Origin of the sequence: Actinoplanes lutulentus (assembly GCF_003259845.1) — a bacterium.
GTDB classification, from domain to species: Bacteria; Actinomycetota; Actinomycetes; order Mycobacteriales; family Micromonosporaceae; genus Actinoplanes; species Actinoplanes lutulentus.
Genome location: NZ_QLMJ01000016.1, coordinates 225,396 through 244,535 on the forward strand (window position 1 = coordinate 225,396; position 19,140 = coordinate 244,535).

Consider the following 19,140-nt stretch of genomic DNA (forward strand, 5'->3'; position numbering starts at 1 on the left):
AGTTCGGCTCGGTGAAGGGCACGCTATCGCCGGGGTACGACATTTTCCGTCTGACCGTTAGTGATCAGGACGCCGCGAGGATGGCCTGCCGCCACGGGCGAATCGCCTTGGGCGGCATCCCGGCCGCGAGCGCGCCGACCACCCGGCTGCCCCTGCGATAGACAGCCAGAAAACGCCGCTCCGCAAGAGCTCCGTCGACGATCTCGACCTCTTCATGACCCCGCAGATATCCGTACGCGTGAATCTTGAGGTCGTACTGATCCGACCAGAAATACGGCACCGGCGCGAACGGCTTGCCCGCCCCGAGCAGATTCCGCGCGGCCGCCATGCCCTGTTCGGCCGCATTGGTGCGGTGCTCGATGCGCATCGACTCCCCGAAGACCGGGTTGTGCCACCGTGCCACGTCCCCGGCCGCATAGATGTCCGGCCCGGCCCGGCAGAACGCGTCACCGACAAGACCGTCGCCGATCTCCAAACCGCTGTCGGCGAGCCATTCGGTATTGGGCACCGACCCCACCGCCACCAGCACCTCATCCGACGCGACGAGCTCTCCACCGGCCAGCACGACTCCCTCGTCGACCACCTCCGAGACGGCGACGCCGGTCCGCAGGTCGACTCCTGCCGACCGATGAATTTCGGACAAGAACCGTCCGACCTCGACCCCGACAGCATGCGCCAGAGGCACCGGCGCGGGCTCCAGAAGCACGACCTCGCATCCGATCCCGCGCGCCACCGCGGCGCTTTCAGCGCCGAGAAACCCGGCCCCGACGATGGTCAATCTCGTGCCGGGCCGCAAGCATTTGCGCAGTTCAAGAGCATCACCCACGGTACGCAGGAAGTGCGCACCCGATCCGGCGAGAGCCCGGGGCCGCACCCCCGTGGCCACGATCAGGCCGTCGTAGGACACGGCGGTTCCGTCGTCGAGCCGGACGGTCCGGGCCGCCACGTCCAGTCCGGTGGCCCGCACGCCGAGACGAAAGTCCAGGTCAAGAGCGGCTAACTGGGCTTCAGTCCGCAACATGAGCCGCTCGGGCTCCCACTGCGACGAGAGGATCTGTTTGGACAGGGGCGGTCGATCGTACGGAAGGGAAAGCTCGTCGCCGATCAGGGTGAGCGTGCCCTCGAAGCCCTCGCGGCGCAAAGTTTCGCAGGCCGTGAGGCCGGCGGCGGAAGCGCCGGCGACGACGATGCGGTTCACTCGCCGGCCAGGCGGATCGCCGCGGCCGGGCAGACCGCGGCGGCCTCACGCACCGCGTCGTGTTCCTCCTCGGGTGGCGTCGCATCGAGGACGATCGCCACGCCGTCTTCGTCCCGCTGATCGAAAACGGCCGGGGCGATCATGGCGCACTGACCGGCCGCCACACATTTCGGTTCGTCGAACTCCACTCGCATGATCGTCTCCCTCACCAGGTGACCGGCAGCGACGTGAGGCCGTAGGCGACGCCTTCCATCGCGAACTCGACCTCCTCGAACGGCACCGCTAGTGCGAGCGTAGGGATTCGGCGGTAGAGGGTGCCATAGATGACCTGCAATTCGACACGGGCCAGAGATTGACCAAGACATTGATGCGAGCCGTAACCGAAAGCGTGATGCTGACGCGCCGGGCGACTCAAATCGAGGCGGTCGGGCTCGGCGAATTCGGCGGGGTCGTAATTGGCGCCGGCCAGGTCGAAGATGACACCGTCGCCGGCCTTGATCGTGGTCCCGTGCAGTTCGATGTCCTCGACGGCGATGCGCCGGATGCCGGAGTGCACGATCGTCAGATACCGCAGCAGCTCCTCGGCGGCGTTCGCCACGAACTTTGGGTCGTCACTGTTCTCCCGCAGTTTCCGCAGCTCATCGGGGTTCCGCAGCAGGGCGAGGGTGCCCAGCGAGATCATGCTGGCGCTGGTCTCGTGCCCGGCGATCAGGATCGCGCTGCCCATCGTGACCGCTTCGGCGAACGTCATCTCGCCGGCGGTGACCCGCGCGCCCATCTCGGAGAGCACGTCGTCGGCCGGCTGCTCGATCTTGGCGGCGAGCAGACCGCCGAGATATTCGCCGAGCCCCTTGCCGGCCTGGGCCGCGTCGTCCGGGTCAGTGTCGTGGCTGATCGCCCGGCGGCTCGCCGCCTGGAAGAACGCATGATCCGCATAGGGCACACCGAGGATCTGGGTGATCACCAGCGTCGGAACCGGCAGCCCGATCTTCTCGACCAGGTCAGCGGGGTTGTCGCCGGCCAGCATGTCGTCCACCAGACCGTCGAAGATCCGCTGGATCCGCGGACGCAACGCCTCCACGCGCTTCACCATGAAAGGCGCATTGACCGTACGCCGCAGCCGGGTGTGCTCGGGCGGATCGGTGTTGGTGATCAGCGACGGGATGTGCGGCGCCATGGCGGCCCGCGCCCGCGTCATGTGCGGATAACCGGGCAGCTTCTCGTCGATGCTCAGCCGGGGATCGTTGAGCAGGGCGCGCTGGTCGGCGTGCCGGGTCACGAACCACGGCGTGCTGCCGTCCCAGATCCGCACCTGGCCGACCGGCGGCATCGCGGCGATCTCCGGCGCGGGCGCGAACGGGCAGCGGGCCTCGCGGTGCATCGGGTAATAGGGGGCGTCGGGCATGAACCCATGCAAACAGGGCTACCTGACACGACCCGGACGCGAACCTGACAAAAGCCGGACGTGACCCAGGTCACCCGAGGCAGTACCCGAACCCGCGCCGCGTGTGGATCAACGCCGGCTGGGTGGCGTCCACCTTCTGCCGCAGCCGGGAGACGAGCCGCTCGATGGCGTTGAGCCCGCGCGCTTCACCCCAGACGCTTTCCGAGAGCTGCTCCTTGGAGAGCACTCTTCCGGCGTTGCAGAGCAGGTGCCGGAGCAGCCGGTACTCGGCCGGGGTCACGTCGAGCGGCCGGTCACCACGCCAGGCCTGAAACACGACCTCGTCGAGGACGAGGTCGCGATGGCGCAGTTCGGGCTGGCGCAGCTGGACGTGCACGCGGGCCAGCAGCTCCGGGATCCGGCAGGGTTTCGTGACGTAGTCCTCGACCTCGGTACCGAGCTCGGGCAGCAGCAGGTCTAGGGCGTCGCAGGTGGTCATACAGATGATCGGCGGCCGGTCGGCGAGGACAGGCCGGGCCCGCGCCAGGTCATGCAGGTCGGGGATCTCGACGTCCACGATGAGCAGGTCGAAGTGCCGCTCGTCGAGGCTGGCCATGGCGTCCGTCCCGGTGGCCACGGCAGTGACGGCGTAACCAGCGGCGGCGAGGCGCCCGGTCAGCGATTCCCGCAGGTCAAGCTCCGGAATGATGACAAGCAGGTGCCCGCGCTGCCGGGTGTGACCGTGATCGCGTCGTTCCAGACCGTGCCGGTCGACAGACATTGACCCTCCCGACTCCCGTAAACCCCACCAACTCTCCCAGCCCACCCCAAGTCCCGCCAGAGCGCCAAGGAGGCCGCAGCCCGGGTGAAGCCGAGACGAGGGCACACGGTGCGTCCGGGTCCAGGGCAAGGACTGCTGCCGATACCGCCTTGATCTTGGAAACCTTTGGGTGCCCTGACCCCCCACGAGGTTCCACAAAGCCCGAACTCTCCGCCATTTGCGGTGGCAGAGCGTCACCACGGCGCCCGCAGACCACTCAAAGTCGACCCGCCATGGCAGCAGCCACCCTGAAATCGTGAGTTTGCGGTCGGCAGTGCGGCCAAACCGCACAAGATCGCCCGACAGGATCGAGTTCTCGCCCAAATCCGCCGCAAGCGACGCCCAGCGCCGGCACCGTGTCGAGTTCAGGTGCGGATCGCACCCCAACTCGACACACACCCACGCATCCCGGCATCCGTGCCGACCTCAGCCGCCGAACGCACCCCAACTCGACACACACCGACGGCTCCCCGCGCCCGTGTCGACTTCGGGTGCGCAGCGCGTCCCGATCCGACCACAGCCACTCCCCGCGAACCGCGAACCGCGAACCGCGAACCGCGAACTCGACATCATCGACGCCGGGCAACCAGAGGACCGTAGAGCCGGCGACCCGGCAGAGTCGCGGGACGGACCACGGTTGCTACGCGTCCGCCGGGGCCAGCACGATGTCGAACCGCACCCGGCTCCACTCCCGCCCACCCAGATCACGACCATCCGGGGTCACCCCGCCAACCGGCTGCGGCACGAAATCCTTCACCAGCGACTCCCGCACCCCGAAAACACTGTCGCTGGACAGCAATTCGTCACCGCGGACGAAAATGTGCGTCACCAGAGTCCGCATCCCGGCCGCCGTCACCATGAAATGCAAATGGGACGCCCGTAACGGCGAACGACCGGTAGCGGCCAGCAACCGCCCCACCGGACCATCATGCGGAATCGGATAAGGCCGGGGAACAAGCGCCCAGAACCGATAACCGCCATCCGACCCGGAAAACAAATGCCCGCGCGCCGCCACCCGATCGTCACCGTATTGCACGTCATAAAAGCCGTCGTCGTCCGCTTCCCACACTTCGATGCGGGCATCCGGAACCGGATTCCCCGACGTGTCAGTGACAACACCCTCTACCCAGCACGGCTGCCCGGCCGCTCCGAAAGAAATGTCACCACCCTGCGGCACCAGCGGCGACCCGTCGACAAAGAACGGCCCGAAAACCGTGGCCTCGGTCGCCGATCCGTAAGCCTCGTTGTTCACCGTGACGGTCTGCATCGAAGCCCCGAGCACGTCCGAGAGCAGGATGAACTCCTGCCGCCGCTCGTCGGTGATGTGCCCGGTCTCGGTGAGGAAACCAATCGCCTCCTGCCATTCGGCGTCGGTCAGCCGCACCTCCCGCACAAAAGCGTGCAGATGCCGGGTCAGCGATTGCATGATTTCCCGAAGACGCGGATCCGGCGTCGAGTCGAACGACGCCACGACCTCGTCGGTCAGTCGTTCTTCGCGTTTCTGCTGTTCGTCGCTCACCGCGGTTCCTCTCCCGCCCAGGCGCGGCGGAGCAGTTCGCTGAGATTCTCGGATGTCACCGTTACCGGATTACTCGGCGGCACGGCCGGAAGTACCGCGCCGACCACGGCGGGAATGTCGCTCTCCCGCAGCCCGAGATCGCGGAGTGCATGCGGTGCGGCCGTTTCCGCGTACAAAAGCTGGAGGCCGGTAATCGCCGAGGCCGCGCCGAACGCTTGCGCCAGGCGGTCGGAGACCGCCGGCAGATCAACGACATTAAAGGCCATGACGTACGGGAGAACGACCGCGTGCGTCTGCGCGTGCGGCAGATTGAACATGCCTCCGAGGGCATGGCAAATCTTGTGATGCAGCCCGGAACCCGCCGAGGCGAACGCGACAGCGGCGAGATGGGCGCCGAAAAGCGTCTGTTCGCGGCCGGCGAGTTCATCAGGATCCCTGACGATCCGGGGCAGGCCGGTACGCAGAGCGCGGATGCTCTCCAGCGCGAGGGCCTGGTTGATCGGGTCGGTGTTCGGCGCCCACATCGCCTCCACGCTGTGCGCGAGCGCGTTGAGCCCGGAGGCGACACTCAGCTCGACCGGAAGTGACAGCGTCAGCCCGGCGTCGTAGACCACCGTGCGAGGCAGTACCCGATGGTCGACACCGGTGGTCTTGCGACCGTTTTCGGTCATCCCCCAGACGGGCGTGGCCTCGGAGCCGGCATAGGTGGTCGGCACCGCGACGATCGGCAGACCGGTGGTGAGCGCGACCGCCTTGGCGAGCCCGGTGGCCGACCCGCCACCCACGCTGACCAGAACGTCGAACCCGTCGGCGGCCTTACGGGCCCGCTCCGCGACCTCGACCGGCACGTGCATGACGACCTCGGAATATCGCGGCGCATCGGGCAGCACGACCGGCGACCGATCAGAAGCGATCACCAGCGGCCGCGAGCCCAGCCGAGCAACCTCAGCAGCGACAACCGAGGCAGCGCCAGACGAAGAAGCGCCAGACGAAGAAGCGCCGAAAACGACCCGCTGCGGCAACGTCTCGTGCGTGAAACTCAGGCTCATGCTGCCACGGTACGGCCGAGAATCGCCGCCAGAGCATCGCGCAGACTCTGGTACGGATCAGCGGGCAACCCCATCGACCGCCAGCCGACGTGCTTGTCCGGCCGGACCAGAATCGCACCCTCCTCGGCGACCTCCCGCACCCGGGCCCAGTCGTAGTAGAGGTCGGTGACCTCCCGCCCCGGCCCGATGACCACGGCTTCCAGCGGCACACCGAGCTCCAGGCCGACCTTCTCCGCAGCCGCCGCCCAGGCCGACCCGGCGATCCCGGTGAGCAGCGTGAACCGGGTCATCGGCGCCAGGTCGAGCGTCGACACCCGCCGCCGCGCGTCACCGACCCAGACGTGCGGCAACCGCGACCCGGGTACGGTCGACGCCTCGAAGTACAACTCCGGATCCCGGCTGGGCGCGGTCCGGACCGAGCCGTCCGGAACCACCGCCGACGACGTGTAGAACTGCCCGAGCTCGACGCCGTGCGCGTTGAACTCGTAGTGCTTCAGCTCCATGGCCGACACCAGCGCGGCCCGCTTCGCCGCACCGGCCGGCGTGTTCTCCTTGCGCTCCTCGATACGTGCCGCCATCTCGGCCTCGTCGCGCGCGTCGAGCAGACCCAGTACCTCGAAGAACTGGACGAACTCCCGGCTCGACTGATTCGCCCGCGTCACGATCTGCCGGGCGACCGGCGCGCGCTCGGCGGTGTACGTGTCCAGCAGCGACGGGCCGGCCTGCCCGCGCAGCACCGCGGCGAGTTTCCACGCCAGGTTGTACGCGTCCTGCACCGACGTGTTCGAGCCGAGCCCGTTCGACGGCGGATGCCGGTGCACCGCGTCGCCGGCACAGAACACCCGCCCGGACTGCAGGTTCGTCGCGTACATCTCGTTGTTGCCCCAGAGCGACGCGCCGGTGATCTCCACGTCGATGTCCGGGATGCCGAGCAGGCTGCGCACGATCGCGACGGCGGCCGCGTCGTCGACGACCGGCGGCGGCTGGGAGATGTCGTATCCCCAGACGATCAGCCACTCGTTCCACGGCCGGACCATCCGGACCAGGCCGGCGCCGATCCCGCCGACGTTGGAGCCGGGCTGGATCACCCAGTAGAGCACCGACGGCCGGTTGCCGACATAGGGCGCCAGATCCGCTTTGAAGGTGATGTTCATCGACCCGGCGATGTCCATCGCGCCTTCCATCGGCAGCCCGATATCAGCGGCGACCATGGACCGGGCACCGTCCGCGCCGATCAGAAAGCGAGCGCGGATCGTGTGCTCCTCCCCCGTGAACCGGTCCAGCACGCGCACGTCAACGCCGTCGTCGTCCTGCGCGTGCGACAGATACTCGGTGGAGAACCTGGCCTGTGTGCCGCGTGAAACAGCGTTGCGGACCAGAATCGGCTCCAGATAGGTCTGCGGGATGTCGACCGGCAGGCACGGTGAGGCGAGCCGGTAATCGCCGTACCGTCCGGGGTGGGTTCCCCACGTCAGGATGCGGCCGATCTCCTCGCCGGCGATCGCCGTGCAGAAGACCGTGTCGCCCATCAGCTCGTGCGGGGTCGCGTCGGCGAGCACCTGCTCCTCGATGCCGGCGTCGCGGAACACCTCCATGGCCCGCTGATTGGTGATGTGCGCCCGGGGCGTGTTCGCCGTCCACCGGTACTTCGTGATCATCACGTTCGGGATGCCGAGCGTGGACAGCAGCAGAGCCGCCGCCGCTCCGGCCGGTCCCGACCCCACGATCACGACATCGGTACTGATCTCCGCCACGCCTGCCTCCGCACTGTGGTCCGGGTCACGTCGCGCCCAGTGTGTGCGCGCCCCGGGCGGTCACGGCAAGCCCCGGGCACCAACTCGGCGGAAACGCGTACCCATGGCGGATTCCCACCGGTCTCCTTTGCGGAGCCACCGCGCCTCAGCGCGCGTGACGTGCGCGTACCTCGGACGCTCGCAAACCGAAACGGGCCCGGAAAGCGTGCGAGAAGTGGGTTGCCGAGCCGAAGCCGCACGCTGCGGCGACCCCCGCGATCGTCGCCCCCGGCGACGCGGTGAGCAGCGCATGGGCCCGCTCCAACCGCCGGGACAGCACGAACCGCGGCAGACTGACGCCCGACGCCGCGAACAACCGGGACAAATGCCGCTCGCTCACGCCGATCGCACCCGCCACCCTCGGAGCGTTGAGACCGATCTCGGTCAGATGGTCATCGATGAAGGCGTGCGCGTTGGCCAGGTGCGCGGCCCCGACCTCGTGACCGGGATTGACCATTGCCGCGAGCAGGCTCAGCAGCGTCGCCTCATCCGCTGCCGGGTCGCGCAGGGCGCGTCCGGCCAGCTTCGCGAGGGTACGCGCGGAGAGGTCCTCCCGAACCAGCGGAGCTCGCAACTCGTCGAGCCCGGACACCTCCCGGAACGTCGCCCGGGGCACCTTGATCGCGATCTCCTCAAGGCCCCGGGAGAAGCCGCGCAGGAACGGCCGGTCCGCGTCGCAGATCAGCACCTGTCCCGGGCGCAGCGTGACCACCCCGTCGTCGTGGTAGAAGAACGCCTCGCCGGCGACGGCCAGGTACACGGCGATCGCGTCGGCAGGATTCCTGCGGATCACCTCGGCCGGCCGTTCGACGACGTGGGCGTTGCCGCGGACCCGGGCCACGTGCATCCGGTCGAGCTGGAGGTTGATCTCGGTGCCGTCGAAGAGGCTCTCGCTGAGCATCCGGCAGCGCAGGCCGATCAGCGCGGAACGGTTGTGGTCCTCCCAGAGCGCGATCCGCTGCTCGGCGGGGAGGCCGGCCGTGCTGAATTCGATCAGCCGGTTCATGGACCACCTCCGATCTACGTGCTCATCCTAACGACGATGTCGGCGACCTGGCGGGTCGCGGGTGAGACGTCGCCGGCTCTGGTGGCGATCGCCAGGTCGACGGTGGCCGGGTCGTCGAGCTCGACGTAGGCCACCCCTTCCAGCGCGAGGCTGCGCACCGGCTCCGGGACCAGCGCGACGCCCATCCCGGCCGCGACGAAGACGACGAGGGTGGCCGTCTCCCCGACCTCGGTGATCGGGTCGGGCCGGAAACCGGCGGCGGCGCAGGCCGCCAGAACGTGCTCGTGCATGGACGAACGATGCCCGGAGAAGTGCATGACGAAGGGGTCGGCGCGCAGCGCAGCGAGGTTGATGCGGTCGCGCCGGGCCAGCGGATGACGATCGGGCAGAACCGCGACCAGCCGCTCACGCCGCAGCACCTGAGACGATATTTCCGGATTCATCGATCCATCCGGACGGAACACCACCAGGTCGTAAACCCCGTCGATCAATCCGCTCAGCAACGCCGGGCTCAGCAGCTCCCCGTGCAGCTCCAGGCGAACCTCCGGCAACCGCGAACGCACCTCCCGCGCCGCCGCCGGCAGCAGGTCATAGGTGGCGGTGCCGATGAACCCCACCGACACCCGCCCCGCCTGACCGGAAGCGACCATCGTCATGTCGGTCGCCGCCCGCTCTGCCGACCCGATCACCGCACGCGCGTGGTCAGCGAACCGGGACCCTGCTGACGTGAGCTCGACCCGCCGCGTGGTGCGCGTGAACAGCGCGACGCCGAACTCCCGCTCAAGCTGCTTGATCTGCTGCGACAGGGCAGGCTGGGCGATGTGCAGCCGATCGGCGGCGCGCCCGAAATGCCGCTCCTCGGCGAGCGCCAGGAACGAACGGAGGTGGCGCAGTTCCATAGCCACAGCTTATCAATCGCTCATTATTGAGTATTGGATTTAATCGTTGCTGGACACATAGGTTGGGACCATGACTTCCGCGTACCTCTACGCCACGGCCCGCACGCCGTTCGGCCGATTCGGCGGCGCCCTCGCCGAGGTCCGCCCGGACGATCTCGCCGCCGTCGCGCTCCGTGGTGTTCTCGACAAGGCCCCGCGATTGGATCCGGAGACGATCGGTGACGTCGTCTGGGGCTGCGCCAATCAGGCCGGCGAGGACAACCGCAACGTCGGCCGGATGGCGGTCCTGCTCGCCGGCCTGCCCACCTCGGTGCCCGCCGCCACGGTGAACCGGCTCTGCGGCTCCTCGCTCGACGCCGCGATCATCGCTTCCCGGACCATCGAGTCCGGTGACGCGGATGTCGTCATCGCCGGTGGCGTGGAGTCGATGACCCGCGCGCCGTGGGTGCTGCCGAAGCCGTCGAAAGCATTCCCGGCCGGCAACGTCACGGCCGTCTCCACCACGCTGGGCTGGCGTTTCGTCAACACCAGCATGCCGGCCGAGTGGACGGTCTCGCTCGGCGAGGCCAACGAGCTCCTCGGGGACAAATTCAAGATCTCTAGGGTACGCCAGGACGAGTTCGCCGCTCGATCCCATGCACTGGCCGCGCAGGCGTGGGACGAGGGCTTCTTCAAGGATCTGGTGGTGCCGGTCCCCGGCGTCGACCTGGCCCGCGACGAGAGCATCCGCGCCTCGTCGGCAGAGAAACTCGCCGGCCTGAAGCCGTCGTTCCGCCCCGACGGCACGATCACGGCCGGCAACGCCTCGCCGCTGAACGACGGCGCGTCGGCCGTTCTGCTGGGCTCCGAGTCCCTTTCCGGACTGATCGGTCTGGACCCGCTCGCCCGGATCGCCGGCCGTGGTGTGCACGCCGTCGACCCGCAGGACTTCGGTTACGCCCCCGTCGAAGCGGCCGCCAAGGCGCTGAAGCGGGCCGGTATCACCTGGTCCGACGTCAGCGCGGTCGAGCTGAACGAGGCCTTCGCCGTCCAGTCCCTGGCCTGCGTCGACGCCTGGGACATCGACCCGTCGATCGTCAACGCCCGCGGCGGCGCGATTGCGATCGGTCACCCGCTCGGCGCGTCCGGCGGCCGGATCCTCGGCACCCTCGCGGCCCGCCTGCGCGAGACCGGCGGCCGATACGGCGTGGCCGCCATCTGCATCGGCGTCGGCCAGGCCCTCGCCGTCGTCCTGGAGAACCAGTCGTGACCGTCACCATCTGCGACACCACGGCCGAGGCCGTGGCCGGCATCCGGGACGGCTCGACCGTGCTGATCGGCGGGTTCGGCATGGCCGGCATGCCGGTGCAGCTCATCGACGCGCTCATCGACCAGGGCGCCTCCGACCTCACTGTCGTCTCCAACAACGCGGGCAACGGCGACACCGGGCTCGCGGCGCTGCTGGCCAAGGGACGCGTACGAAAGATGATCTGCTCTTTTCCCCGGCAGACCGACTCCTGGGTTTTCGACGGGCTGTACCGGGCCGGGAAAATCGAGCTCGAAGTGGTGCCGCAGGGCAATCTCGCCGAGCGGATGCGCGCCGCCGGGGCGGGAATCGGCGCGTTCTACGGCCGGACCGGCGTCGGCACACCATTGGCCGAGGGCAAGGAAACACGGGAGATCGATGGGCGTACCCACGTCCTGGAATTTCCGATCAAGGGTGACGTCGCGCTGATCGGCGCGTTTCGCGCCGACCGGATGGGCAATCTGGTGTATCGCAAAACCGCGCGCAATTTCGGCCCGGTGATGGCGACCGCCGCCGCCGTGACGATCGCCCAGGTCAGCGAGGTGGTCGAGACTGGAACGCTCGATCCCGAAGTGATCGTCACGCCGAGCATCTATGTGGACCGGGTGGTGGCGGTATGAGCCTCGACAAACACGAAATGGCCGCCCTGGTGGCACGCGACATCGCGCCGGGCTCCTATGTGAACCTCGGCATCGGGCAGCCGACGCTGGTGGCCGACCATTTGCCGGCCGGTGCGGGAATCGTGCTGCACACCGAGAACGGCATGCTCAACATGGGCCCGGCGGCCGTCGGCGATCAGATCGACCCGGATCTGACGAATGCCGGCAAGATTCCGGTGACGGAATTGCCGGGGTCGGCCTATTTCCACCATGCCGATTCGTTCGCGATGATGCGCGGCGGCCACCTTGACGTGTGCGTGATGGGCGCTTTCCAGGTGTCGGCGAACGGCGACCTGGCGAACTGGCACACCGGCGACCCGGACGCGATCCCGGCCGTCGGCGGCGCGATGGATCTGGCGGTCGGCGCGAAAAGCGTCTACGTGATGATGACGCTGTTCACCAAGCGCGGCGAGCCCAAGCTGGTGCCGGAGTGCACGTATCCGCTGACGGGCCTGAAGTGCGTCGACCGGGTCTACACGGACCAGGCGACATTCCTCATCACCGATGCGGGCGTGATCGTGCGCGACACCTTCGGCATCACGTTCGAGGAGCTCAGCGACCGGTTGGATGTCCCTCTGCTACGGCCTTGAGCGTCGCCGCGACCTCGCGGGTTTCCGGGTGCTCGTCACCGAGGAGCATCCGCCGCCGCTCATGCGTGTCCGCAAGGATCGCCCTCGCATCATGCAGGTCGCCGCGGGCGAGCAAGGTGAGTCCCATTTGATAGGCACACCTGAGTGTGTCCGGATGATCCGTGCCGAGGGAAGTCAGCGAGCGGCGCAGGGTATCCGCCAGGACCTTTTGAGAACCGTCCGGATCGCCGAGAACCCGCAGGTCGATGCCGACGTTCTTGGCCTGGATCAACGTGCCCAAATGGTTCTCGCCATTGATCCGCTTGCGTCGCTCCCAGACTGCTTCGTGCAGAGCCAGGGCCGATGTGATGTCGCCGGCTGCTCGCAACGCCGACGCCAGATTTCCGGCATACAACACCGTCCTGGCGTCGTCCTCGCCGTGCACTCGCTGCCGGCGCGATAGGAGGTCGCGAAACAGCACGACTCCTTCCTCCACCTCACCGAGCCGCGCGAGGTTGCCTGCCAAGTCGTTGGCGGTGTTCTGGGTGCGCGGGTCGTCCGGGCCGAAGAGGCGAAGCTGGGCCCGATAGGTGCTTTCATCGATGTTTCGCGCCTCCTCCCAGCGGCCCACCGTGTAATAGGCGTAGCCCAGAAGGAACGCGGCCTGCAGGGTGGTGTGCTCCTCCGGGCCGTGCGCCCGGCCCCAGCTCTCGTGGAACTGCTCGGCAAGCGCCAGCCCTTCGCTGAGATTGCCGCGGTGCAGCAGGTACATGGCCCATTGCGTAGCCAGGTATCGAAACTCGGGAGACTCGGACTTCGCCGGGTCGAGAGCGAGGATGTGCGGTGCCAGCGCGGACCAGATCGGCCATTGAGCGGGATCCATCGTGTCCGCCGGTTGCGCCGCGATCAGCAGCCGTTCGACCGTCCTGTGGTTCTCAGCGGCGACCGGCTCCGCGTCGGAGGACTGCAGGATCGCTCGGGTCAGGCGGTGCAGTTGCAGGGAGTCGCCGTCGGCGCGGGCCAGGCCCAGCCGCACCAGCAGCCCGACGCTGCGCCGCATCGCGACCGGCTGATCCGCCACCGCCGACAGCGGCGCAGGCACTGCATCACCGGCGAACAGCCACAGCGGCACCGGCTCCGGTCCGCAGATCGCCGCCAGCCGGAGCAGCTGCGCGGCGGCCGGGTCGGCGGCCTCCGCGCGTTCGGCCGCCGCCGTGACCGTGGCCGTCAGCGGCGCCGGGTATGACGACGGCGACCCTTCGTCGAGCAACAGGTTGGCCCGCTGGTCCAGCCCGGCGAGGTAGTCGCCCGCCGACATGCCGGTCTCCGCCATGAAACCGGCCGCCTGCGCCAGGGCCAGCGGCAGGTCTCCGAGTTCCCGCGCGAGCTTCTCCACGTCCAACTCCGCCGCCGTGGTGCCGCGGCGCAGCATTGCCACCGACTCCGCGCGGGAGAACACGTCGACGGAGATCGGCGAGGCCAGTTCCTGCCAGTCCTTGCGGCGTGAGGTGATCAGCACGTGTCCGTCGCCGTCGGGCAGCCAGCCGCGCAGGATCGCCGGGTCCTCCGCGTTGTCGAAGACGAGCAGCCACCGGGAGCGTTCCCGCAGGAACCGCCGGGCGAGGTTGAGGGCGATCGCCGTGTCGGTCTCCGGCGTCGCCACGCCGACCGCCACCGCCAGCTGGGCGTACTGCTCACCGAGCAACTGCGGCTGCTCCGCCGCGAACCACCAGATGACGTCGTACTCACGGAGGTGCCGGTGTGCGTACTCGATGGACAGCTGGGTCTTGCCGACGCCGCCCCAGCCGTGCAGTGCCTGGATGACCAGGGAGTTGTGCGCGGTCAGGCCGTCCTTGATCTCCTTGAGGACTTCGGCTCGCCCCACGAACGCCGGGTTGCGGGGTGGCAGGTTGCGCGCTTCCGGCGTTTTCGCCTCCACAACAAGCGAAACCGGAGCCGCAGCCGGAGCCGCGCTCTTTCGCGTCGCCAGGATCGCGATCACCAGGCCGGCGAGGGCCGCCAGCCAGCTGATCCGTTCCAGCCAGGTCCACAAAGCTCCCGACTGTTGACCGTCGAGCCAGTCCTGCCGGATCGCTGCCGCGACCAGGACGGCCACCAGAGCGAGCGCGCCGGCGATCCAGGACACCCGAACCCACACCCGCCGCCGCCCGCTCCCCATCGTCCCAGCATGGTCGAGCCGCGCACACCGCTCAATAGGTCCGGTCCGGCAGGGCGTCCTCGGCCGATGCCTTGTCGAACACCGCCTTCTCGGACTCGACCCGCCGCGGCACCGTCCCACCCAGACAGAGATCGACGACCACGTCCATCAGGTCGTCGCCGAACTCCGGGCTGCACTCCACCACATACGTGAGCTTGCCGGCGACCAGAGCCTGCAACCCCGCCTTCGTGGCGTCCACCGTCACGATCCGCGGCTTCTGCCCCGGATCCATCCCAGCGTCCTCCAGCACGCTGACCGCGCCCAGTCCCATCTCGTCGTTCTGCGCGAACACCGCGTCCAGATCGGGGTGGCTGCGCAGCAGTTTGCGCATCGCCGCTTCCCCACCGGCTTTGGTCCAGTCACCCGGTTCCGACCCGACGACCCGGAGCCGTTTCTCCTTCGCCGCCGTCGCCGCGAACCCCTCCGACCGCTGCCGGGTCGGGGTCGAGTCCTTCGTACCCAGGATCTCCACGACCGTGGCTGGTTTCTTCGCCTTGGCGAAGGTGTTGCCGAGATAGAGCGCCGCCAGATTCCCCTCGGAGATGAACTCGGCGCCGATCGAGCAGACATACAGCGACGTATCCGTCGAATCGATCAGCCGGTCGGTCAGCACGACCGGGATTCCGGCGTCGCGCGCACGCCGCAGCACCGCGTCCCAGCCGGATTCCACCACCGGCGAGAACGCGATGACATCAACCCGATCCTCGATGAACGATTCGATGTGAGCGATCTGCTTTTTCTGATCACCGTCGGCGTTCTCGAACGTAAGATCAATTTCTCGCAGCCCGGCCGCTTTCTTGATCGAGCGGGTGTTCGCGAGCCGCCAGCCGCTCTCCGAGCCGACCTGCGAGAAGCCGAGGCGCTGCGGGACGTTGACGTCCTTGCCCAGGTCGAAGCCCTCGTCCTCCTGTCCGCATCCGGTGAGCGCCGAGACCAGCCCGGCCGCTGAAAGCGTGACAAACGCGCGTCTATGCATATTTGATCTCCCCGTTCGATCATCGAGCGGTTGTTAACGATAACTAGATGGAGATCGCTGTCAATCATTGACGCCAATGACGGACGAATAAATGCACATTGTCCCGGGCAGGTCGGGACAACTGCCTCGTGACCGCTGGGACATCTGATTTCTAGCGTGGAAGCATGGAAATCATGACCCGCTCCACCGCGCTGAAGATCGCGGCCGTCCTCTCCGTACTGGTGGCGCTGATCGGCATCACGATGTTCGATCTGCCCAATCTTGCGCTCGGTGCGCAGGACAGCCACGAGCCCTTCGCGATCGTGCTCGGCAGCTTCACGTCGGACGTCCTCGCCCTGGTCGCGGCCTACGGCGCGTGGCGATCCCAGAAATGGGGCGCCGTCCTGCTGATCGCCGTGAACGCGTTCTGGCTGGTCCAGGCGATCGGCTCGCTCCTGTTCGACACCACCGCCGGCGAGACCGCCTTCGCCTCGGTGATGCTCGCGCATCACCTCGTCGTGATCACTCTCTGCCTCTGGCGCGAGCGAGTCGTCAGTGCCGCCTAATCGGTGGTTCCACCAGGCGTTCTTCCCACTCTTGATGATCGGGTACGCCTTCGTCGTGGCCGGACTGACAGCGGTCGTGACCACCTGGACGGCCCGTCCGCTCGACTCGCTCGCCGACATCCCGTGGTGGTCGCACGCCATCGCCCTCGCGATCGTGGTGGCGACCTGGGCCCCGGTCTCCGGCCAGCTCGACCGCAGCGTCCACCAGCTGGTCTACGGCCAGCGCGACGACGCGTACGAGGTAGCCGGCCGTGTCTACCGCCAGCTCTCCGACGATCTGCTGCCCACGTTGGCGGCGGTTTTAGCGCGTACCCTCGCTCTGCCTTTTGTGGAGATCGAAGCCGGCGGCGATGTGGTGACCTCGCACGGCGTGGCGCCGGAAGGCGCCGCCATCGTCACCATCCCGCTGACCCATCAGCAGCTGCGTCTCGGCACGCTGCGGGTCAGCGGGCGCCGTCGCGGCGACCGGCTGTCCGCGACCGACGTGCGCCTGCTCGAAGATCTGGCCCGGCACGTCGCGACCACCCTCGCGGTGCAGCACTCGCGGGAGCAGCTGGTCACGGCCCGTGAGGAGGAACGCCGGCGGATCCGCCGTGACCTGCACGACGGCCTCGGCCCGACCCTCGCGTCGCTGGCGCTGCAACTGGGCGTCGCCCAGCGCACCCTGCGCACCGACCCGCAGGCCGCCGAACACCTCATCGCCGAGCTGCGTGCCGACGTCCGGCAGGCGACCGCCGAGATCAGGCGCCTGGTGTACGAGCTACGCCCCCCGATGCTCGACGAGTTCGGCCTGGTCGACGCGTTGCGTCATCTGCGGCCGGGTGACGGCGTGACGCGTACCGTCTCGGCTCCGGAACCGATGCCCGCGCTTCCCGCCGCGGTGGAGGTGGCGATCTACCGGATCGCGGCCGAGGCGCTGCACAACGCGTCCCGGCACGCCCAGGCCGCGCGCTGCGCGGTGGAGCTGGCGGCGGCCGGCGAGTCGGTGACACTCACCGTCACCGACGACGGCCGGGGCCTGCCGGCCGGATACCTGGCGGGGGTCGGGCACCATTCCATGCGGGAGCGCAGCGCCGAGCTCGGTGGCACGATCGAGATCGGACACGCGCCCGGCGGCGGCACCCGGGTCACCGCCACGTTCCCGGTGAGGACAGATGCCTGAACCGATCACGGTCCTGATCGCCGACGACCACCCGATGTTCCGGCGCGGGCTGCGTGCCCTGCTCGGCACGATGCCCGAGGTCGAGGTGCTCGGCGAGGCCACCGACGGCAACGAGGCGGTACGCCTGGCCGAGGACCTGCACCCCCGGCTGATCCTTCTCGACCTGCACATGCCCGGCGGCGACGGCCTGGCCGCGATCCGCCGGCTGACCGCCGTGACGCCGCAGCCGCGCATTCTCGTGGTGACGATGTTCGAGGACGACGACTCGGTCTTCGCCGCCCTGCGCGCCGGCGCCCGCGGTTACGTCCTGAAGGACACCGACGAGGACGAGATGATGCGCGCCATCCACGCGGTCGGCAACGGCGGTTCGATCTTCAGTCCGGCGATCGCGACCCGGATCATGGCGTTCTTCGCGGAGGCCGGCCGCGCGGCCGCGCCGTTTCCCGATCTGACGCCCAGCGAGCGCGGCGTGCTGCAGCTGATGGCCCGCGGCCTGTCGAACGAGACCATCGCCGCCCAGCTCAGCCTGAGTTCCAAGACGGTACGCAACTACGTCAGCAACGTCTTCAGCAAGCTGCACGTGGTCAGCCGGGCCCAGGCGATCGTCCGCGCCCGCGACGCCGGCCTCGGATGACGGCAAGCCGGCGGGAAGGCACCCGATCGAGCGGGCACCCTTGCCGGAAGCCGCAGCCCGGCCCACGATGAAGCGGTCTGAACGGCTAGCGAAGGCAAACGCATGGATTCCCCCGTGCACGTCGATGTCACCGCACCGGGCATGGTCCGCGTCGTTCTCACCGGATCGGTGTTCCTGGTACAGCCCGATGAGATCCTGACCCTCGTCGATCAGGCGATGACGGCGGATCCCGGCGCCCGGGTCACCGTGGATCTGGGCCAGGCCACCTCGCTGGACTCGTCGGGTGTCGCCCTCCTGCTCCTCGTGCGGCGCCGAGCCCTTCGTGGTGCCGCCACGTTCCACCTGCACGGCGCTCGGCCCGAGGTTCGGCGGCACCTGCACATGGCGGGCCTGACAAAGATCTTCGGCTTGCGAGCGGAGGACGCCGCCGGCGGCGGCCCGAACGTCGGCGGCCACGTCACAGTGCTGGTCCAGATCCTCGACGAGCCGTTCGAGGCGGACACCATCAGGACGGTCCGGGGCCAGCTGTCCAGTGAGCGTCCCCGGCCACATCCCGGCAGCATCGGTTCGTACGGCCTGTGGCTGGTCCGGCGGATCTGCGACGAGGTCGACATCAGCACCGGCCCGGACGGCACCACGGTACGGCTGGCCCTGATCGTGTGAACACGCGAGACGACCTGCTGATGACGGCGTACCGGGTCCTGGGCCGGTCGCTGAGCCTGGACCGCAACGCCGTCACCGCCGTCCAGTTCGTCGTGCCCGTGCCGGCCCGCACCGCGCTGCTCGTGCTCGCCGTCGACCAGCGACGGGCTCAATGGTGGACGGCACGATTCCCGGCCGATCCGATGCCGGATCGCCGGGGCGATGCCGCCACCGGTGACCTGCCCGGCTGGATCCGGGCGGCGCTCACCCCGGCGGACCGGTCCTGGGGATGTGTCGTGCCGGCCGCTCGGCGCGACCTCCCCGGCGGTGCCGAACACCAGGGTCACGGTCTCGTCGTGCGGTTGTCGTGCGCGTACCCGTGCCAGGGCGTGCTGGTACTGCTGCGCGACGAGGACCAGGAGCCGTTCCCGGACGCCGACCGGTCGTTCGCGGTCGAGTTCGCGGCGGCCGTCAGCCGCGCTGTGACGGCATCCCTGCTCTACCGCGATCAGGCCCAGATCGCCGACACGCTGCGGGCGACGCTGCTGCCCGCACCACTGCCCCGCGTGTCCGGCACGCGATGTGGCCCGCATCGGCGGCGACATCGTTCACGTCGAAGCGATCGCCGGCGGGGCGCTCTGTGTCCTCGGTGACGTCTGCGGCAAGGGGATCGAGGCGGCGGTGGCCGGGAACCGGCTGCGGCAGTCCCTCCAGGTCCTGAGCCGCATCACCAGCCGGCCGCTGGACATGCTGAACCTGCTGAACGACGTCACGTTCGACCC

19 protein-coding genes are annotated in these 19,140 nt (G+C 68.6%); 8 read left to right on the forward strand and 11 right to left on the reverse strand.

The genetic code is table 11. The features are described from left to right. Positions 1–64: 64 nt before the first annotated feature. The 9 genes from B0I29_RS30755 to B0I29_RS30795 form a co-directional block, all read right to left on the reverse strand. Positions 65–1,198, reverse strand: coding sequence for an NAD(P)/FAD-dependent oxidoreductase (locus tag B0I29_RS30755; RefSeq protein ID WP_111652607.1), 1,134 nt, complete (start codon positions 1,196–1,198; stop codon positions 65–67). After that, entirely contained in the window at positions 1,195–1,392 is a 198-nt protein-coding gene (locus B0I29_RS30760; RefSeq protein WP_111652608.1) for a ferredoxin, read from the reverse strand. The genes B0I29_RS30755 and B0I29_RS30760 overlap by 4 nt, the downstream gene beginning before the upstream one ends. 11 nt (positions 1,393–1,403) lie before the next feature. Further along, entirely contained in the window at positions 1,404–2,603 is a 1,200-nt protein-coding gene (locus B0I29_RS30765) for a cytochrome P450 (protein ID WP_245972837.1), read from the reverse strand. Between the two features lie 70 nt (positions 2,604–2,673). After that, positions 2,674–3,363 (reverse strand): response regulator transcription factor, encoded by a 690-nt coding sequence (locus B0I29_RS30770; RefSeq protein ID WP_111652609.1) that lies wholly within the window; start codon positions 3,361–3,363, stop codon positions 2,674–2,676. Between the two features lie 679 nt (positions 3,364–4,042). Continuing rightward, entirely contained in the window at positions 4,043–4,921 is an 879-nt protein-coding gene (locus B0I29_RS30775; RefSeq protein ID WP_245972839.1) for a dioxygenase family protein, read from the reverse strand. After that, positions 4,918–5,970, reverse strand: coding sequence for a maleylacetate reductase (locus B0I29_RS30780; RefSeq protein WP_111652611.1), 1,053 nt, complete (start codon positions 5,968–5,970; stop codon positions 4,918–4,920). Before B0I29_RS30780 ends, B0I29_RS30775 begins: the two co-directional genes overlap by 4 nt. Next, complete coding sequence (locus B0I29_RS30785; protein WP_111652612.1) at positions 5,967–7,724, reverse strand: FAD-dependent oxidoreductase; 1,758 nt, start codon at positions 7,722–7,724, stop codon at positions 5,967–5,969. Before B0I29_RS30785 ends, B0I29_RS30780 begins: the two co-directional genes overlap by 4 nt. A 145-nt stretch (positions 7,725–7,869) precedes the next feature. Continuing rightward, positions 7,870–8,769: a helix-turn-helix domain-containing protein gene (locus B0I29_RS30790; RefSeq protein ID WP_111652613.1), complete on the reverse strand. Its 900-nt coding sequence runs from the start codon at positions 8,767–8,769 to the stop codon at positions 7,870–7,872. Between the two features lie 14 nt (positions 8,770–8,783). Then, positions 8,784–9,668, reverse strand: coding sequence for a LysR substrate-binding domain-containing protein (locus B0I29_RS30795; RefSeq protein ID WP_111652614.1), 885 nt, complete (start codon positions 9,666–9,668; stop codon positions 8,784–8,786). A 70-nt stretch (positions 9,669–9,738) separates the two neighbouring features. Here B0I29_RS30795 and B0I29_RS30800 point away from each other — a divergent pair, with 70 nt between their 5' ends. The 3 genes from B0I29_RS30800 to B0I29_RS30810 are packed head-to-tail and all read left to right on the forward strand — an operon-like array spanning position 9,739 to position 12,202. Then, positions 9,739–10,917, forward strand: a complete 1,179-nt coding sequence (locus B0I29_RS30800; RefSeq protein ID WP_111652615.1) for a thiolase family protein — start codon at positions 9,739–9,741, stop codon at positions 10,915–10,917. After that, positions 10,914–11,573: a 3-oxoacid CoA-transferase subunit A gene (locus B0I29_RS30805; RefSeq protein ID WP_111652616.1), complete on the forward strand. Its 660-nt coding sequence runs from the start codon at positions 10,914–10,916 to the stop codon at positions 11,571–11,573. Before B0I29_RS30800 ends, B0I29_RS30805 begins: the two co-directional genes overlap by 4 nt. Before the next feature lie 17 nt (positions 11,574–11,590). Beyond that, positions 11,591–12,202 carry a 3-oxoacid CoA-transferase subunit B gene (locus B0I29_RS30810; RefSeq protein WP_425452339.1) on the forward strand — a complete coding sequence of 204 codons (612 nt, stop codon included), beginning with the start codon at positions 11,591–11,593 and terminating at the stop codon, positions 12,200–12,202. Here B0I29_RS30810 and fxsT read toward each other — a convergent pair. Continuing rightward, positions 12,165–14,360, reverse strand: a complete 2,196-nt coding sequence (gene fxsT, locus B0I29_RS30815) for an FxSxx-COOH system tetratricopeptide repeat protein (RefSeq protein WP_111652618.1) — start codon at positions 14,358–14,360, stop codon at positions 12,165–12,167. The genes B0I29_RS30810 and fxsT overlap by 38 nt on opposite strands. Before the next feature lie 31 nt (positions 14,361–14,391). Then, the gene (locus tag B0I29_RS30820; RefSeq protein WP_111652619.1) at positions 14,392–15,375 is read right to left on the reverse strand and encodes an ABC transporter substrate-binding protein; all 984 of its coding nucleotides are present in this window, start codon (positions 15,373–15,375) and stop codon (positions 14,392–14,394) included. Between the two features lie 164 nt (positions 15,376–15,539). Between B0I29_RS30820 and B0I29_RS30825 the strand changes: the two genes are divergently transcribed. The 5 genes from B0I29_RS30825 to B0I29_RS47000 all read left to right on the forward strand — a co-directional run bounded on the left by B0I29_RS30825 (position 15,540) and on the right by B0I29_RS47000 (position 19,011). Beyond that, positions 15,540–15,920 (forward strand): hypothetical protein, encoded by a 381-nt coding sequence (locus B0I29_RS30825; protein WP_111652620.1) that lies wholly within the window; start codon positions 15,540–15,542, stop codon positions 15,918–15,920. After that, positions 15,910–17,082, forward strand: coding sequence for a histidine kinase (locus B0I29_RS30830; protein WP_111652621.1), 1,173 nt, complete (start codon positions 15,910–15,912; stop codon positions 17,080–17,082). The genes B0I29_RS30825 and B0I29_RS30830 overlap by 11 nt, the downstream gene beginning before the upstream one ends. Next, the gene (locus B0I29_RS30835; protein WP_181558050.1) at positions 17,075–17,716 is read left to right on the forward strand and encodes a response regulator; all 642 of its coding nucleotides are present in this window, start codon (positions 17,075–17,077) and stop codon (positions 17,714–17,716) included. The genes B0I29_RS30830 and B0I29_RS30835 overlap by 8 nt, the downstream gene beginning before the upstream one ends. Positions 17,717–17,830: 114 nt before the next feature. Next, complete coding sequence (locus tag B0I29_RS30840; RefSeq protein ID WP_181558051.1) at positions 17,831–18,379, forward strand: STAS domain-containing protein; 549 nt, start codon at positions 17,831–17,833, stop codon at positions 18,377–18,379. Next, complete coding sequence (locus B0I29_RS47000) at positions 18,376–19,011, forward strand: hypothetical protein (RefSeq protein ID WP_221402932.1); 636 nt, start codon at positions 18,376–18,378, stop codon at positions 19,009–19,011. Before B0I29_RS30840 ends, B0I29_RS47000 begins: the two co-directional genes overlap by 4 nt. Positions 19,012–19,140: the final 129 nt, after the last annotated feature.

Excerpts from the sequence above, each read along its gene's own strand:
- B0I29_RS30760 (WP_111652608.1), bottom strand. The coding sequence starts at position 1,392 with ATGCGAGTGGAGTTCGACGAACCGAAATGTGTGGCGGCCGGTCAGTGC.
- B0I29_RS30765 (WP_245972837.1), bottom strand. The coding sequence starts at position 2,603 with ATGCCCGACGCCCCCTATTACCCGATGCACCGCGAGGCCCGCTGCCCG.
- B0I29_RS30770 (WP_111652609.1), bottom strand. The coding sequence starts at position 3,363 with ATGTCTGTCGACCGGCACGGTCTGGAACGACGCGATCACGGTCACACC.
- B0I29_RS30780 (WP_111652611.1), bottom strand. The coding sequence starts at position 5,970 with ATGAGCCTGAGTTTCACGCACGAGACGTTGCCGCAGCGGGTCGTTTTC.
- B0I29_RS30790 (WP_111652613.1), bottom strand. The coding sequence starts at position 8,769 with ATGAACCGGCTGATCGAATTCAGCACGGCCGGCCTCCCCGCCGAGCAG.
- B0I29_RS30795 (WP_111652614.1), bottom strand. The coding sequence starts at position 9,668 with ATGGAACTGCGCCACCTCCGTTCGTTCCTGGCGCTCGCCGAGGAGCGG.
- B0I29_RS30800 (WP_111652615.1), top strand. The coding sequence starts at position 9,739 with ATGACTTCCGCGTACCTCTACGCCACGGCCCGCACGCCGTTCGGCCGA.
- B0I29_RS30810 (WP_425452339.1), top strand. The coding sequence starts at position 11,591 with ATGGCCGCCCTGGTGGCACGCGACATCGCGCCGGGCTCCTATGTGAAC.
- fxsT (WP_111652618.1), bottom strand. The coding sequence starts at position 14,360 with ATGGGGAGCGGGCGGCGGCGGGTGTGGGTTCGGGTGTCCTGGATCGCC.
- B0I29_RS30820 (WP_111652619.1), bottom strand. The coding sequence starts at position 15,375 with ATGCATAGACGCGCGTTTGTCACGCTTTCAGCGGCCGGGCTGGTCTCG.
- B0I29_RS30825 (WP_111652620.1), top strand. The coding sequence starts at position 15,540 with ATGGAAATCATGACCCGCTCCACCGCGCTGAAGATCGCGGCCGTCCTC.
- B0I29_RS30835 (WP_181558050.1), top strand. The coding sequence starts at position 17,075 with ATGCCTGAACCGATCACGGTCCTGATCGCCGACGACCACCCGATGTTC.